The sequence below is a fragment of the Streptomyces sp. SID5785 genome, assembly GCF_009870065.1.
Classification (GTDB): domain Bacteria; phylum Actinomycetota; class Actinomycetes; order Streptomycetales; family Streptomycetaceae; genus Streptomyces.
This window is the reverse complement of record NZ_WWIA01000779.1, coordinates 58,645-71,544: the sequence shown is the minus strand read 5'-3', so window position 1 is coordinate 71,544 and position 12,900 is coordinate 58,645. Positions and strand designations below refer to the sequence as shown.

Below are 12,900 nucleotides of genomic sequence, written 5' to 3'. Positions count from 1 at the left end.
TGGCGGCCCGGGCGGCCTCCTCGCCGCGGCGCCGTACGCCGGCCAGGGCGGCGGGGGCGCGCGGGTCGTCCGGCGGGTTCTCGGTGAGGCCGCGGAAGATGCCGTCGGTGACGAGGCTGCGGGCCTCGATCATGGAGCGGTAGTCGGCGAGCGAGTACTCGTGCACCCGGAAGCCGCGGTGCTGGGCGGAGTCGAGCAGGCCCTGCGCGGTCAGGTCGACCAGCGCCTCACGCACCGGGGTGGCCGAGACCCCGTACCCCTCGGCGATCTCCTTGACGGTGAACTCCTGGCCGGGGGAGAGCCGCCCGGCCAGGATCTCGTCGCGCAGGGCGTCCGCGATCTGCTGGCGCAGGGTGCTGCGGGTGACGGCGGGTCCGTCGGAGACTGGCACGGATCGGGTCTCCCGGTTCGGCTGGCTGGCGGGCAGGCGGTGGCTGGTACGGACTTGCCAGCCTAGGGGACGCCCCCACCGGCCCTCGCGGCCCACGCCACCGCCCCAACACCGCCCCAACGGCGCCGGGCGCACCCCTCAGGACTCAGCTCAAGACTCAGCGCGGCTCCGGCGGCCGCTGCCGCGGCATGTTCGGCCGGGCGCCCGGTGGGAGCGGGAAGCGGCCGGGGTGCGGCGGCTCGGCGGGCCGGGCCGGGCCGGGGACCGAGGCCTGCATGGCCAGCGGCGCCGGACCGGAGCGGAACTCGACCATCCAGTCCGCGGTCTCGGCACGGACCAGCTCGGTGACGTCCTCGGAGAAGCGGCGCAGCACGGAGAGGCAGCGCTCGGCGGCCTCGCTGGCGGTGCCCTCGGCCGGGCCGAGCACCTCCCGGACGCTCTCCGAGGCCCAGTCGAACTGCAGCACCTGGAGGCGTCGCTGCACGGCCTGCGCCGTGGCGACGTCCCTTATCCAGCCCGAGGTCAGTCCGAAGTACCGGTCGGCGACCACGCAGGCCACCGCGAGCAGCAGCGCCAGATAGCCCCAGGGTGCGCTGCCGGGGGAGACGTCCGTGAGGTCGAGCAGCGGCAGGGCGCCGCCGCCGATCGCGCCGAGTGCCGCGCCGCCGCGCAGGGCCCGGGCGCCGCGCCGCTTGTGGACCCGGTCGGTGAGGTACCAGGAGGCGGTGCGCAGGGCGCCCTGCTCGACCCAGCGGTACAGCTCGTCGAGGCGCTCGGCGGGCTCGCCCCAGTCGCCGAGCGGGAACGCCCGCCCGGGGAGGTCGCCGGTGCGTGCCCCGCCCTCGCCGGGGTCCGCCTGCGACGGACCCTCGGGCTGCATCTCCGGCTGACTCACCCGGCACTCCCTGGGCTGGTTACGGATGGGGCTGAATGTGCAGCATCTTCCTACCGCCCAATGGGTGGCCCTGTTCCCGTTTTCGAGGGGTATCCGCTCAGAAGGGGGCCTTCATCAGGTATAGGGGGCTCGGCCCTCTCACTCGAAAGAGTGCAGCGCCAGGTGCCGGGGCGGCCGACCCCCGGACCACGTAGGCTCGGTTTGTAGGCATTGACGTTCCGCGGAGCACGCACAGAAGCCGCAGAATGCGCAACCGCCGCAGAACGCGCAACCCGGAAACGCAACCGCAGTACACACAGCAGTACACACAACAGGACCAGGAGCTGATCGTGATCCCCGGTGGTGGCCAGCCCAATATGCAGCAGCTGCTCCAGCAGGCCCAGAAGATGCAGCAGGACCTCGCCGCGGCGCAGGAGGAGCTGGCGCGCACCGAGGTCGAGGGGCAGGCCGGCGGCGGCCTCGTCAAGGCGACCGTCACGGGCTCCGGCGAGCTGCGGGGCCTCGTGATCGACCCCAAGGCGGTCGACCCGGAGGACACCGAGACCCTCGCCGACCTGGTGGTCGCGGCGGTCCAGGCGGCGAACGAGAACGCGCAGACGCTCCAGCAGCAGAAGCTCGGCCCGCTCGCCCAGGGTCTCGGCGGCGGCAGCGGCATCCCGGGTCTCCCCTTCTAGACGCACCGCCGACTACCGTACGTACCCAGTGACCGGAGCAGCAGGCTCGGGCTCCGGAGCAGCAGGCCAGGAAAGGTGATCCGTGTACGAAGGCGTGGTCCAGGACCTCATCGACGAGCTGGGCAGACTGCCCGGCGTCGGTCCCAAGAGCGCGCAGCGGATCGCCTTCCACATCCTCCAGGCGGAGCCGACGGACGTGCGCCGGCTCGCGCAGGCGCTGATGGAGGTCAAGGCGAAGGTCCGCTTCTGCGCCACGTGCGGGAACGTGGCGCAGGAGGAGCTGTGCTCCATCTGCCGGGACGCGCGCCGCGATCCCGCGGTCATCTGCGTGGTCGAGGAGCCCAAGGACGTCGTCGCGATCGAGCGCACCCGGGAGTTCCGCGGCAAGTACCACGTGCTCGGCGGCGCCATCAGCCCCATCGAGGGAGTGGGCCCCGACGACCTGCGTATACGGGAACTTCTCGCGCGGTTGGCCGACGGGACGGTCACGGAGCTGATCCTGGCCACCGACCCGAATCTGGAGGGTGAGGCCACGGCCACGTACCTCGCCAGGATGATCAAGCCCATGGGCCTGAAGGTCACCCGCCTGGCCAGCGGCCTCCCCGTCGGGGGCGACCTGGAGTACGCGGACGAGGTGACTCTCGGCCGTGCCTTCGAGGGGAGACGACTCCTAGATGTCTGACGCCACGCTGCACGCCACCGCTCAGGATCCGGACGACTTCGCCGTCCAGATCTCCGACCAGATCGAGTCCTTCATCGTCGCGGTGACCGAGGTCGCCAAGGGTGACGAGCCGGACTCGGCCGTGCCGTTCCTGCTTCTCGAGGTCTCCCAGCTGCTGCTCGCGGGCGGCCGGCTGGGCGCGCACGAGGACATCCTGCCGGACGAGCGCTACGAGCCGGACCTGGGTCCGGAGGAGGCCGCCGACCAGGCCGACGAGCTGCGTCAGCGGCTCGCCCGCATGCTGGACCCGGTGGACGTCTACTCGGAGGTCTTCGACCCGTACGAGCCGCGCAAGGCGCCGGTCGCCGCCCGGATCTCGGACGATCTGGCGGACGTGATCACGGATCTGCGGCACGGCATGGCGCACTACCGCGCGGGCCGGGTGACCGAGGCGCTGTGGTGGTGGCAGTTCTCGTACTTCTCGAACTGGGGCTCCACGGCCTCCGCGACCCTGCGCGCGCTGCAGTCCCTGGTCGCCCACGTCCGGCTGAACCAGCCGCTGGACGACCTGGACGGGCTGGACACCGACGAGGACCTCAGCGGCACCGAGGGCACGCTCGAGGAGGAGGCCGGGCAGGTCATGGCCGAGGAGCTGGCGGGTCCGCTGGGGCTGCGCCCGGTGAAGTGACCTGGCCCACTTTCCCGGTTGCCGCCGGTGAGGGCTGGGCATGCGCCCGAGCGGAGCGGCCGGTCGGCACTGTGAAACTCGGCGATCACTTCGTGAGCGGGACATCTCACGATGCGATATGGCCGGGGCGGATTTCGGCCGCTCGTTAGACTGAGCCGACCGCCGTGCGCATACGTACGAGCGGTGACAGACGGACTGAGCGAGGAGCGCACGTGGGCCTTGTCGTGCAGAAGTACGGAGGCTCCTCCGTTGCAGATGCCGAGGGCATCAAGCGGGTCGCCAAGCGCATCGTCGACGCCAAGAAGAACGGCAACCAGGTGGTTGTCGTGGTGTCCGCGATGGGTGACACGACGGATGAGTTGATCGATCTCGCCGAGCAGGTATCGCCGATCCCTGCCGGGCGCGAATTCGACATGCTGCTGACCGCCGGAGAGCGGATCTCCATGGCACTGCTGGCCATGGCGATCAAAAACCTGGGCCACGAGGCCCAGTCGTTCACGGGCAGCCAGGCAGGCGTCATCACCGACTCCGTCCACAACAAAGCCCGGATCATCGACGTCACCCCGGGGCGCATCCGGACCTCCATCGAAGAGGGCAACATCGCCATCGTCGCGGGGTTCCAGGGCGTCAGCCAGGAGGGCAAGAACATCACGACCCTCGGCCGTGGTGGTTCGGACACGACGGCCGTCGCCCTCGCCGCCGCGCTCGACGCGGAGGTCTGCGAGATCTACACGGACGTCGACGGTGTGTTCACCGCCGACCCGCGCGTCGTGAAGAAGGCGCGGAAGATCGACTGGATCTCCTTCGAGGACATGCTGGAGCTCGCCAGCTCCGGGTCCAAGGTGCTGCTCCACCGCTGTGTGGAGTACGCCCGCCGGTACAACATCCCGATCCACGTGCGGTCCTCCTTCAGCGGACTGCAGGGCACCTGGGTCAGCAACGAGCCGATCAAGAAGCAGCAAGGGGAAGAGCCCGTGGAGCAGGCGATCATCTCCGGAGTCGCGCACGACACCTCCGAGGCGAAGGTCACCGTCGTGGGTGTCCCGGACAAGCCCGGCGAGGCCGCGAAGATCTTCCGCGCCATCGCCGACTCCGAGATCAACATCGACATGGTCGTGCAGAACGTGTCGGCGGCGTCGACGGGCCTGACCGACATCTCCTTCACGCTCCCCAAGACCGAGGGCCGCAAGGCCATCGACGCCCTGGAGAAGCAGAAGGACGCGGTCGGCTTCGCGTCGCTGCGCTACGACGACCAGATCGCCAAGATCTCCCTCGTGGGCGCCGGTATGAAGACGAACCCGGGTGTCACGGCCGGGTTCTTCGAGGCGCTCAGCGACGCCGGCGTCAACATCGAGCTCATCTCGACCTCCGAGATCCGCATCTCGGTCGTGACGCGCGCCGACGACGTCACCGAGGCCGTCCGCGCCGTGCACTCCGCCTTCGGCCTGGACTCCGAGTCCGACGAGGCCGTGGTCTACGGGGGCACCGGCCGCTGATGGCCACCAGCTCCGTGCGGCGTCCGACGCTCGCGGTCGTGGGAGCGACCGGGAGCGTCGGTGCCGTGCTGCTCCAGATCCTGTCGCAGCACGCGGACATCTGGGGTGAGATCCGGCTGGTCGCCTCGGCGCGCTCGGCGGGCCGCAAGCTCGCGGTGCGCGGCGAGGAGGTCGAGGTCCACGCCCTGGAGGAGTCCGTCTTCGACGGGGTCGACGTCGCGATGTTCGACGTGCCGGACGAGGTGTCCGCCCAGTGGGCGCCGATCGCCGCGTCCAAGGGCGTCGTGGTCGTCGACAACTCGGCGGCGTTCCGTCTCGACGAGGACGTGCCGCTGGTCGTCCCCGAGGTCAATCCGCACGCCGCGCGCGTGCGCCCGCGCGGCATCGTCGCGAATCCGAACTGCACGACGCTGTCGATGATCGTGGCGATCGGCGCCCTGCACGCCGAGTTCGGCCTGCGCGAGCTGGTCGTCTCCTCGTACCAGGCGGTGAGCGGCGCCGGCCGCGCCGGCGTGGAGACGCTGCGCGAGCAGCTGGCCCTGGTCGCCGGTACCGAGCTGGGGACGAGCCCCGGTGACGTGCGGCGGGCGGTGGGCGACGCGACGGGCCCGTTCCCCGAGCCGGTCGCGCTGAACGTGGTGCCGTGGGCCGGTTCGCTGCGCGAGGACGGCTGGTCCTCGGAGGAGATGAAGGTGCGGGACGAGTCCCGCAAGATCCTCGGGCTGCCCGAGCTGCCGGTGGCCGTCACGTGTGTCCGCGTCCCGGTCGTCACGACGCACTCGCTGACCGTCCACGCCCGGTTCCAGAGCGAGGTCACCGTGGGCCGGGCCCGCGAGATCCTCGCGACGGCCCCGGGGGTCGTGCTCTTCGACAATCCGGCCGCCGGTGAGTTCCCCACGCCGGCCGACGCGGTGGGCACCGATCCGACCTGGGTGGGCCGGGTGCGGCGCTCGCTGGACGACCCGAGCGGGCTCGAGCTGTTCGTCTGCGGCGACAACCTGCGCAAGGGGGCCGCGCTGAACACCGCGCAGATCGCGGAGCTGATCGCGGCCGAGTTCGCGGCGTAGGCCGTGTGCGGGTGTACGGAAACGCACACAGCAGGCATCTGACCCGAAACGTCCGGACGGGCGCGGTTCCTCCTGCGTCCGACCACGGGATTCGGGTGTTCGTATTACGGTCACCCTCTTCCCTTATGCCTTTCAAAACGTAGGATCTGTGTGAGTTCTGTGAGGGCATCGGTCCAGACCACTGGGCGAGCGCTCGCACGCTCGTGGTTCCGAAGATTTTCCTCCCCGTCCTGCAACCGCACGCAGGGCGGGGAGCGTCTTTGCGGTCGCCTTTCGGTGGCCTCGGAGCGCGAGGCATCGAGGCGTAGGGGAAGAGCAGGTACGCATGTCGGCACGGGGCACGGCGTCATCCGGGACGGTGGCGGGATCTGTCGCACATCGGACGCCGGAGGCGTACAACCCTGACGGGGGGAAGCGTGTCCAACAAGCGTGGCAGAGGTACTCGACTTCACAGCGGTACAGGCACGGGGCGCAGCAGCCCTGCGGCCTCCCCTCGGTGTACGCCGGCCCCGGGCGGGCACGGCCGGCGGGATGCCGGTGATCGCGCCCATGCCCGCGGCACGTCCGGCGTCCGTCCCGGCACAGGCGTCGGGCGCTGACGACGCGATGGCGGCAGGCACCACAGTCGATCACCTCACCGAGACCTATCGCGCCCACTACCGGTCCCTGCTGGGGCTCGCGGCGCTCCTCCTCGACGACACGGCCTCCTGCGAGGACGTGGTCCAGGAGGCCTTCATCCGCGTGCACTCCGCGCGCAAACGGGTGCGCGACCCGGAGAAGACGCTGGCCTACCTGCGCCAGACCGTCGTGAACCTGTCGCGCTCCACGCTGCGCCGCCGCATCCTCGGCCTGAAGCTGCTCACCAAGCCGATGCCGGACATGGCGAGCGCCGAGGAGGGCGCGTACGACCTGCTGGAGCGGGACGCGCTCAAGAAGGCGCTGCGCGGGCTCCAGCGGCGTCAGCGCGAGGTCCTCGTCCTGCGCTACTTCGCGGACATGACGGAGGCCCAGGTCGCCGAGGCGCTCGGGATCTCCCTGGGCTCCGTGAAGGCGTACGGGTCCCGTGGCATCGCGGCGCTGCGCGTCGCCATGGAGGCGCCGGTATGAGTCCCGCGGACCGCACACCGAAGGAACGGTTCGGCGATCACGAACCGGAGCAGCAGCCCGGCGGCGGGCGCCGCGAGCGCCCCGCGCAGGGGACCGGGGGGCACGACCCCGATCCCGGCCGGACCGAGCACACAGAACACACAGAACACGCAGAACGCGCGGAACAGGTGGGACACGCAGGACACGCAGGAAACGCGGTGCACGCAGGACAGGACGGACCCGAGGACGGCCCCGCGCTCGCGGAGGACGAGCTGGCGCTGCGCCGCATGATGCGGCAGGCGGTGTCGGACATCGCGCCGCCGTCCGAGGAGGCGCTGGAGCAGCTGCGCCGGGCCGTGCCCGCCCGCCGGGCCCGCAAGCGGCAGGCCGCCGTCGGTGCCATCGCCGCCGGAGTCTTCGTCGCGATGGCGGTCCCCGCGGTGCTGCACGTGACGAACACGGGCTCGGCGAAGGACCGCCCCAGCATCGCGGGCAACAGCGAGGCGACGCACGGCGGCGTCGACGCCGGCAAGACGGCCGGCAGCGGCTCCGGCAAGGCCGGTGACGGCAGGTCGGGCCACGCCAAGGGAAAGGGCGAGGACACCGGCAAGGAGCACGGGGGCGGCAAGGGCAAGGACTCCGGCGGCGCCGCCACGGACCGGCCCGGCACCGGCAGCACGGCCGCCGCCAGTTCCCCGGTGTGTGACGCGAGCGAGCTCGGCACCCCCGTCTCCGACGTGGGCGCGCCGGACGCGAGCGGCAAGGTCTACGGCTCCTTCCGCGTCACGAACGTGTCGGACGGCAACTGCACGGTCGACAACCCGGGCACCGTCTCCACCCTCGCGCAGGGCGCCGCCGACCCGACCCGGGTCGCGATCGTCGACCACACGTCGGGCGACGCGGCGACCGGACTGCCCGACCCGTCCACCGAGCCGGGCCAGCTCATCCTGGAGCCCGGCATGGCGTACGAGGTGCGCTTCGCCTGGGTGCCGTCCGGGCAGTGCCCGTCGACGGGCGGCAGCGGCGGTGGCGACGGCGGTACGGGCAACGGCGGCACCGAGTCCCCGTCCCCCACGCCGAGCCAGGACACCGGGAACGGGCAGCAGGACAGCACCGACTCGGGCCTCTCCACGCAGCTCGGCTCGGACGATCCCGACGACGGCAGGGTCGTGGTCGAGCACACGGCGGAGCCGGGGGCGCCCAGCGCGGGCGCGACCATCTCCGACGCCTGCGCGGGCACGATCTACAAGACGGGCGTGCTGCCCGCCTCCTGATAGGCCCGCCGCCGCCGTGCCGTCAGCGTGCGGGCTCGGGCGTCGTCCCCTCGGACTCGGTGTCGCCTGTGTCCCCCGTGTCTCCGGCGTCTCCGGCGTCCCCGGTCGGGACGAGGCCGAGTGCGGCGTCGCGGACGGCCTCCGCCTCACGGCGCACGAGGCGGAACCACATGAAGAGCACGAAGCCCGCGAAGACGAACCACTCGCCCGTGTACCCGAGGTTCTGGAACGCCTTGAGGTCCAGGCCGCTGCCCTGCGGCGTGGTGGCGGGCACCGCGGTCATCGCGCCGTCCGCCGTGTCGAGCGTGACCCACGCGTCGTAGACGTCGTACGGCACCAGGTTCACCAGGGACGCGGCGCTGATCACGCCGACCTGGCCGGCGGGCAGACCGCCCGCGTTCGACACCCCGTTCGCCCCCGCGGACTCCGAGGCCTGGAGCGAGCCGACCGCGGTGACCTCGCCCTTCGGCGGGGCGGGCGCCTTCGCGGCCGAGGCGGTGCCGGGCAGCCAGCCGCGGACCACCGGGAGCGCCCGGCCGCCGTCGGCACCGGCCGAGCCGTCGGTGCGCAGCAGCGTCACGACGTAGAAGCCGGTGCGGCCGTCGAGGTCCCGGTCCGGGACCAGGAACTGCCGGTCGTAGTGCCCGGTCACCGTGGTCTGCCGGCCGGACGTCTTCTTGTCGACGGGCAGCAGGGAGGCGAGCGGCGCGGCCTTCGCCTTCTTGTTCGCCGCGGTCTGCTCCGTCACGGACCGGTGGTCCTGCACCCGGTCCTCGAAACGGCTGAGCTGCCACGAGCCCATGAAGATGCAGACGGGGATCGCCAGCAGGACGAAGATGTTGATCCCCCACCAGCGAGGGGTCAGCAGGAACCGGTACACGCCGTCCACGGTACGGGTCCGGTGTGCGGACCCGTACCGCGGCCCCCGCCCGGGTCCGATGTAAAGGACCCGTCGTGCGGGGCGCCCTACGGGAGATGGCGCCGGACGAAGTCCAGCTCCAGGGCGACCTGCTTGATGCGCTCCTCGACGACGAGCGAGCCGTGCCCCGCGTCGTACCGGTACACCTCGTGCACCGCGTCGCGCGCCGCGAGTCTGTCCACGTAGTGGTCGATCTGGCGGATCGGGCAGCGCGGGTCGTTGAGCCCCGCCGAGATGTGCACCGGGGCCTTCACGTCGTCGACGTAGGTGAGCGGGGACGAGGCCGTGTACCGGTCCGGGACCTCGTCGGGGGCGCCGCCGAACAGGGTGCGGTCCAGTGCCTTGAGGGCCTCCATCTCGTCCTCGTACGCCGCCGGGTAGTCGGCGACGGGGACCGCGGCCAGGCCCACCGCCCAGGCGCCCGGCTGGGTGCCGAGGCCGAGCAGGGTCAGATAGCCGCCCCAGGAGCCTCCCGCCAGGACCAGCCGCTCGGGGTCGGCGAGCCCGGAGGTGACGGCCCACTCGCGCACCGCGGCGATGTCCTCGAGCTCGATCAGTCCGACGCGGTGCTTGAGGGCGTCGGTCCACTCCCGGCCGTAGCCGGTCGAGCCGCGGTAGTTGACCCGGACCACCGCGTACCCGTGGTCGAGCCAGGCGGCCGGGCCCGCCGCGAAGGCGTCCGAGTCGTGCCAGGTGGGGCCGCCGTGGATCTCGAAGACGGTCGGGAGCGGGCCCTCGGTGCCGGGCGGCCGCTGGACGAGGGCGTGCACGCGCCCGCCCGGGCCGTCCACCCACACGTCCTCGACCGGGACCGAGGGCGGCGCCGTGAAGCCCGGCGGGTCGAGGACGACCTCGCCCGTCGTGGAGCGCATGACCGGCGGCTCGGCGGCCGAGGACCACAGGTACTCGACGCTGCCGTCGGGGCGGGCCGAGGCGCCGGACACCGTGCCGCGCGGGGTGTCGACCGCGCTCAGCGTGCCGGTCGCGAGGTCGAAGCGCCACAGGTCGGCGCGGGCCTCGAAGCTGTGCGCGATCAGCAGCGCCGAGCCGTCCGGGTACCACTCCGCCGACACGTCGCCCGGCAGGTCGAGCGCGAGGTCGGTCTGGGTGCCGGCCGTCACGTCCCACACCATCGGCTCCCAGCGGCCGTGCCGCTGGTGGCCGACGAGGAGCCGGGTGTCGCCGTCGACCGGGGCGAAGCCGAGGACCTCCAGGCCCAGCTCCTCGGTGCCGCCCTTGGTGTCGTCGAGCTCGGCGACCGGTGTGCCGTCGAGGCGGACCACGCGTAGCGCCGCGTGCATCGCGTCGCCGTGCTCGGTGTGCTCGACGGCGATGAGCGTGCCGTCGTGGCTCAGGTCGCCGACGCCGGCCGACTCGCGGTGGCGGTAGATCTCCGCGGGGGCGTCGGCGCCGGGCGCGACGACGTGCAGGGTCGTGCCGTCCTCGTCCGTGGAGCGCCCGACGACCGCGGTGTGCCCGTCGCGGCCCAGGGCGAGCCCGGCCGGGTAGGAGGCGGCGAGGCCGGGGACGGCCTCGGTGTCCGGGCCGCCCTCGAAGGGCTGGCGGCGCCAGATCCCGAACTCGTCGCCGTCGGTGTCGTCGAACCACCAGATCCAGGCGCCGTCGGGGGACAGCACGCCGTCCGTCGTCCCGTTCGCCCGGTCCGTGGCGCGGCGCCGGGTGCCCGTCGCCCTGTCCCACGCGTACAGCTCGTAGGTCCCCGTCGCGTTCGACACGAACAGGGAGCGGTGCGGGGCGTCCTCGGCCCAGTCCGGCAGGGACACCCGCGGCGCGCGGAAGCGCTTCTCCCAGTCCGGCAGCGCGGACCCGTTGCTCTCAGTCATGCCCCCATGGTGCCCGGCCGCACCGACATCGTGCCGGAGAGGTCCCCAGCCTGTGGATAACTTTTGCGCGACGGCCCGCACCCCGCCCTGCACCGCCCCGGGCGGCGGCTCACAGCGGCGGCCGGGCCGGGGCCGGCCCGAGCGTCGTGGTGCCCGGCGCCGCCCGGTGGCCGAGGCCCGTGCGGTATGTGTCGAGGGCGGCCTCGATCCGCCCGGTGCGCCGGTACAGGTCCCCGAGCAGCCGGCACAGGTCGGCCAGGTCGCCGGCCGCGCCCGCCCGCTCCAGCAGGCTCAGCGCGCTCACGTAGTGCTCCTCGGCGGCCTCGGTGTCGCCGTTGTCCTGGGCGATCAGGCCGAGCAGCCGGTTGGCGCCCGCCGCGTGCACGGCGCCGCGCTCGGGGCCGATCGCGCCGAGCTGCGAGCGCAGCAGCACCGCCGCCTCGTCGGTGCGGCCGAGTCCGCGCAGCACGTCGGCCAGTTCGACCTCGACCTGCTGGGTGTAGAGCGCGGCGCGCTTGGCCGAGAGCATGTCGCGGGCGGTGCGCAGCTCGCGCTCGGCGTCGACGAGCCGGCCCGCCTGTGCGTGCACGTAGCCGCGCATCCAGTGGCAGTGCGCCAGTTCGGTGCGGATCTGCAGTTGCCGGTAGAGCTCGCCGGCCTTGGCGAGGGACGCGTCGGCCTCCTCGACCCGGCCCTCGGCGAGCAGGGTGCGGGCCACCGAGCGGTGCATCTGCGCGACGAGCGCCGGGTCGCCCACGCGCGGGGCGAGCGAGAGCGCCAGTTCCGCGGCCTGGGCGGCCCGCGCGTGGGCGCCCATGTCCATGTACGGGGCGATGGAGGCGGTGTAGAGCAGCACGAGCGCGTCCGGGTCGTGCAGGCCGCCGGTGTTCAGCTCGTCCAGCGCGGACTCGAGCAGGTAGCAGGCGTAGCGCAGGGAGCCGGAGAGGTAGTGGGCGAGCGCGCGGGCGCGGATGACGGGGGCGCGCTGGGGGAGCGCGGCGCCGGATCCGGTCAGGAGTTCGTCCGCGGTGTCGAAGTGGCGCCGGGCGACGGCCAGTTCGCCGGTCTCCAGGGCGCACTCGCCGCGGCCGAGTTCGGCTGACGCGCGTTCGGCGGTCAGCCCGTGCCGCTCGGCCTCCGCGGCGAGTTCGGCGTAGCGGCCCGCGGCCTCGCTCGCGGCGCCGGTGGCGAGCGCGCGCCGGGCCTCGGTCAGGCGCAGCCGCAGGTCGGTGGCGAGCCGGGCGGGCCGGCCCGTGGCCAGTTCCTCGTAACTCACCCCGAGCCGGGCGGCGATGTGGCGCAGCGCCGCCTCGGAGGGGCGCACGCGGCCCGCCTCCAGGGTGGAGATGTACGCGGGGGTGTAGGCGGGTTCGGCGACCTGACGCTGGGTCAGTCCGCGGTCGGTGCGCAGCCGCAGCACGCGGCGGCCGACGGGTTCCGGCGCGGGGTCGTCTGGTGGTTCGTCCGGCATGACGTGAGTCTCACCTCTTGCCGGGCCTCACGCCAAGCCCCTAGGTTGAGCGACCGGTTAAGGGAAGTTAATTCTGCTTAATCGAGTGCTTATCCATCATCGATCTGCTGCGAGGTGCCCGTGCGGGTCCGCTCACCTCTGGTCACCGCGATCGTCACCGGGGTGCTGGCCGCCCTCGCCCTGGGCGCCGCCGGGACCACCGCCCGCGGTGTCGCCGAGGAGGCCGCGCCCCCGGTCGCGCCCGCCGCCGACCTGCCGCATCTGAGCACGGTGCACGAGCACGCCGCGTCGGGGGCGCACGCCTCGTCCGACGGGCGCTGACCCCGTCACCGCCCGGGCCCGCGGCTCCGCGGCCACACCCGTCACCAGCCTGCGCCACCCGCGCCGGTCGCGCACGCCGGAGCCCTTCGAGTGGCAGCTCGCCCGGCCCCGGG

The 12,900-nt window shown here is 72.8% G+C and carries 13 protein-coding genes; 8 read left to right on the top strand and 5 right to left on the bottom strand.

Annotated features, from left to right (window positions below; all coding sequences use genetic code 11):
• The coding region (locus tag GTW43_RS25630) for a GntR family transcriptional regulator (protein WP_161304350.1) at window positions 1-391 on the bottom strand (391 nt) is incomplete at its 3' end.
• 157 nt (window positions 392-548) lie between these two features.
• Window positions 549-1,286: an SLATT domain-containing protein gene (locus GTW43_RS25625; RefSeq protein ID WP_343245917.1), complete on the bottom strand. Its 738-nt coding sequence runs from the start codon at window positions 1,284-1,286 to the stop codon at window positions 549-551.
• 329 nt (window positions 1,287-1,615) lie between these two features.
• Here GTW43_RS25625 and GTW43_RS25620 point away from each other — a divergent pair, with 329 nt between their 5' ends.
• The 7 genes from GTW43_RS25620 to GTW43_RS25590 all read left to right on the top strand — a co-directional run bounded on the left by GTW43_RS25620 (window position 1,616) and on the right by GTW43_RS25590 (window position 8,232).
• Window positions 1,616-1,960 carry a YbaB/EbfC family nucleoid-associated protein gene (locus GTW43_RS25620; protein ID WP_161300591.1) on the top strand — a complete coding sequence of 115 codons (345 nt, stop codon included), beginning with the start codon at window positions 1,616-1,618 and terminating at the stop codon, window positions 1,958-1,960.
• Between the two features lie 82 nt (window positions 1,961-2,042).
• Window positions 2,043-2,642 carry a recombination mediator RecR gene (gene recR / locus GTW43_RS25615; protein ID WP_161300592.1) on the top strand — a complete coding sequence of 200 codons (600 nt, stop codon included), beginning with the start codon at window positions 2,043-2,045 and terminating at the stop codon, window positions 2,640-2,642.
• Window positions 2,635-3,309 (top strand): DUF5063 domain-containing protein, encoded by a 675-nt coding sequence (locus GTW43_RS25610; protein ID WP_161300593.1) that lies wholly within the window; start codon window positions 2,635-2,637, stop codon window positions 3,307-3,309. Before recR ends, GTW43_RS25610 begins: the two co-directional genes overlap by 8 nt.
• A gap of 212 nt (window positions 3,310-3,521) precedes the next feature.
• Window positions 3,522-4,805 carry an aspartate kinase gene (locus tag GTW43_RS25605; protein ID WP_161300594.1) on the top strand — a complete coding sequence of 428 codons (1,284 nt, stop codon included), beginning with the start codon at window positions 3,522-3,524 and terminating at the stop codon, window positions 4,803-4,805.
• On the top strand, window positions 4,805-5,872 hold the full coding sequence (locus GTW43_RS25600) for an aspartate-semialdehyde dehydrogenase (RefSeq protein WP_161300595.1): 1,068 nt from the start codon (window positions 4,805-4,807) through the stop codon (window positions 5,870-5,872). Before GTW43_RS25605 ends, GTW43_RS25600 begins: the two co-directional genes overlap by 1 nt.
• A 429-nt stretch (window positions 5,873-6,301) precedes the next feature.
• A complete protein-coding gene (locus tag GTW43_RS25595) occupies window positions 6,302-6,979 on the top strand; it encodes a SigE family RNA polymerase sigma factor (RefSeq protein ID WP_161300596.1) in 678 nt (225 codons plus the stop codon).
• 197 nt (window positions 6,980-7,176) lie between these two features.
• Window positions 7,177-8,232 (top strand): hypothetical protein, encoded by a 1,056-nt coding sequence (locus tag GTW43_RS25590; protein WP_161300597.1) that lies wholly within the window; start codon window positions 7,177-7,179, stop codon window positions 8,230-8,232.
• 22 nt (window positions 8,233-8,254) lie between these two features.
• Here GTW43_RS25590 and GTW43_RS25585 read toward each other — a convergent pair whose 3' ends face one another.
• The 3 genes from GTW43_RS25585 to GTW43_RS25575 form a co-directional block, all read right to left on the bottom strand.
• A complete protein-coding gene (locus tag GTW43_RS25585; protein WP_161300598.1) occupies window positions 8,255-9,112 on the bottom strand; it encodes an SURF1 family protein in 858 nt (285 codons plus the stop codon).
• 86 nt (window positions 9,113-9,198) lie between these two features.
• On the bottom strand, window positions 9,199-10,995 hold the full coding sequence (locus GTW43_RS25580; protein ID WP_161300599.1) for a prolyl oligopeptidase family serine peptidase: 1,797 nt from the start codon (window positions 10,993-10,995) through the stop codon (window positions 9,199-9,201).
• A 109-nt stretch (window positions 10,996-11,104) separates the two neighbouring features.
• The gene (locus GTW43_RS25575) at window positions 11,105-12,466 is read right to left on the bottom strand and encodes a helix-turn-helix transcriptional regulator (RefSeq protein WP_161300600.1); all 1,362 of its coding nucleotides are present in this window, start codon (window positions 12,464-12,466) and stop codon (window positions 11,105-11,107) included.
• Window positions 12,467-12,580: 114 nt separating this feature from the next.
• Here GTW43_RS25575 and GTW43_RS25570 point away from each other — a divergent pair, with 114 nt between their 5' ends.
• Complete coding sequence (locus GTW43_RS25570) at window positions 12,581-12,787, top strand: hypothetical protein (RefSeq protein ID WP_161300601.1); 207 nt, start codon at window positions 12,581-12,583, stop codon at window positions 12,785-12,787.
• Window positions 12,788-12,900 lie beyond the last annotated feature (113 nt).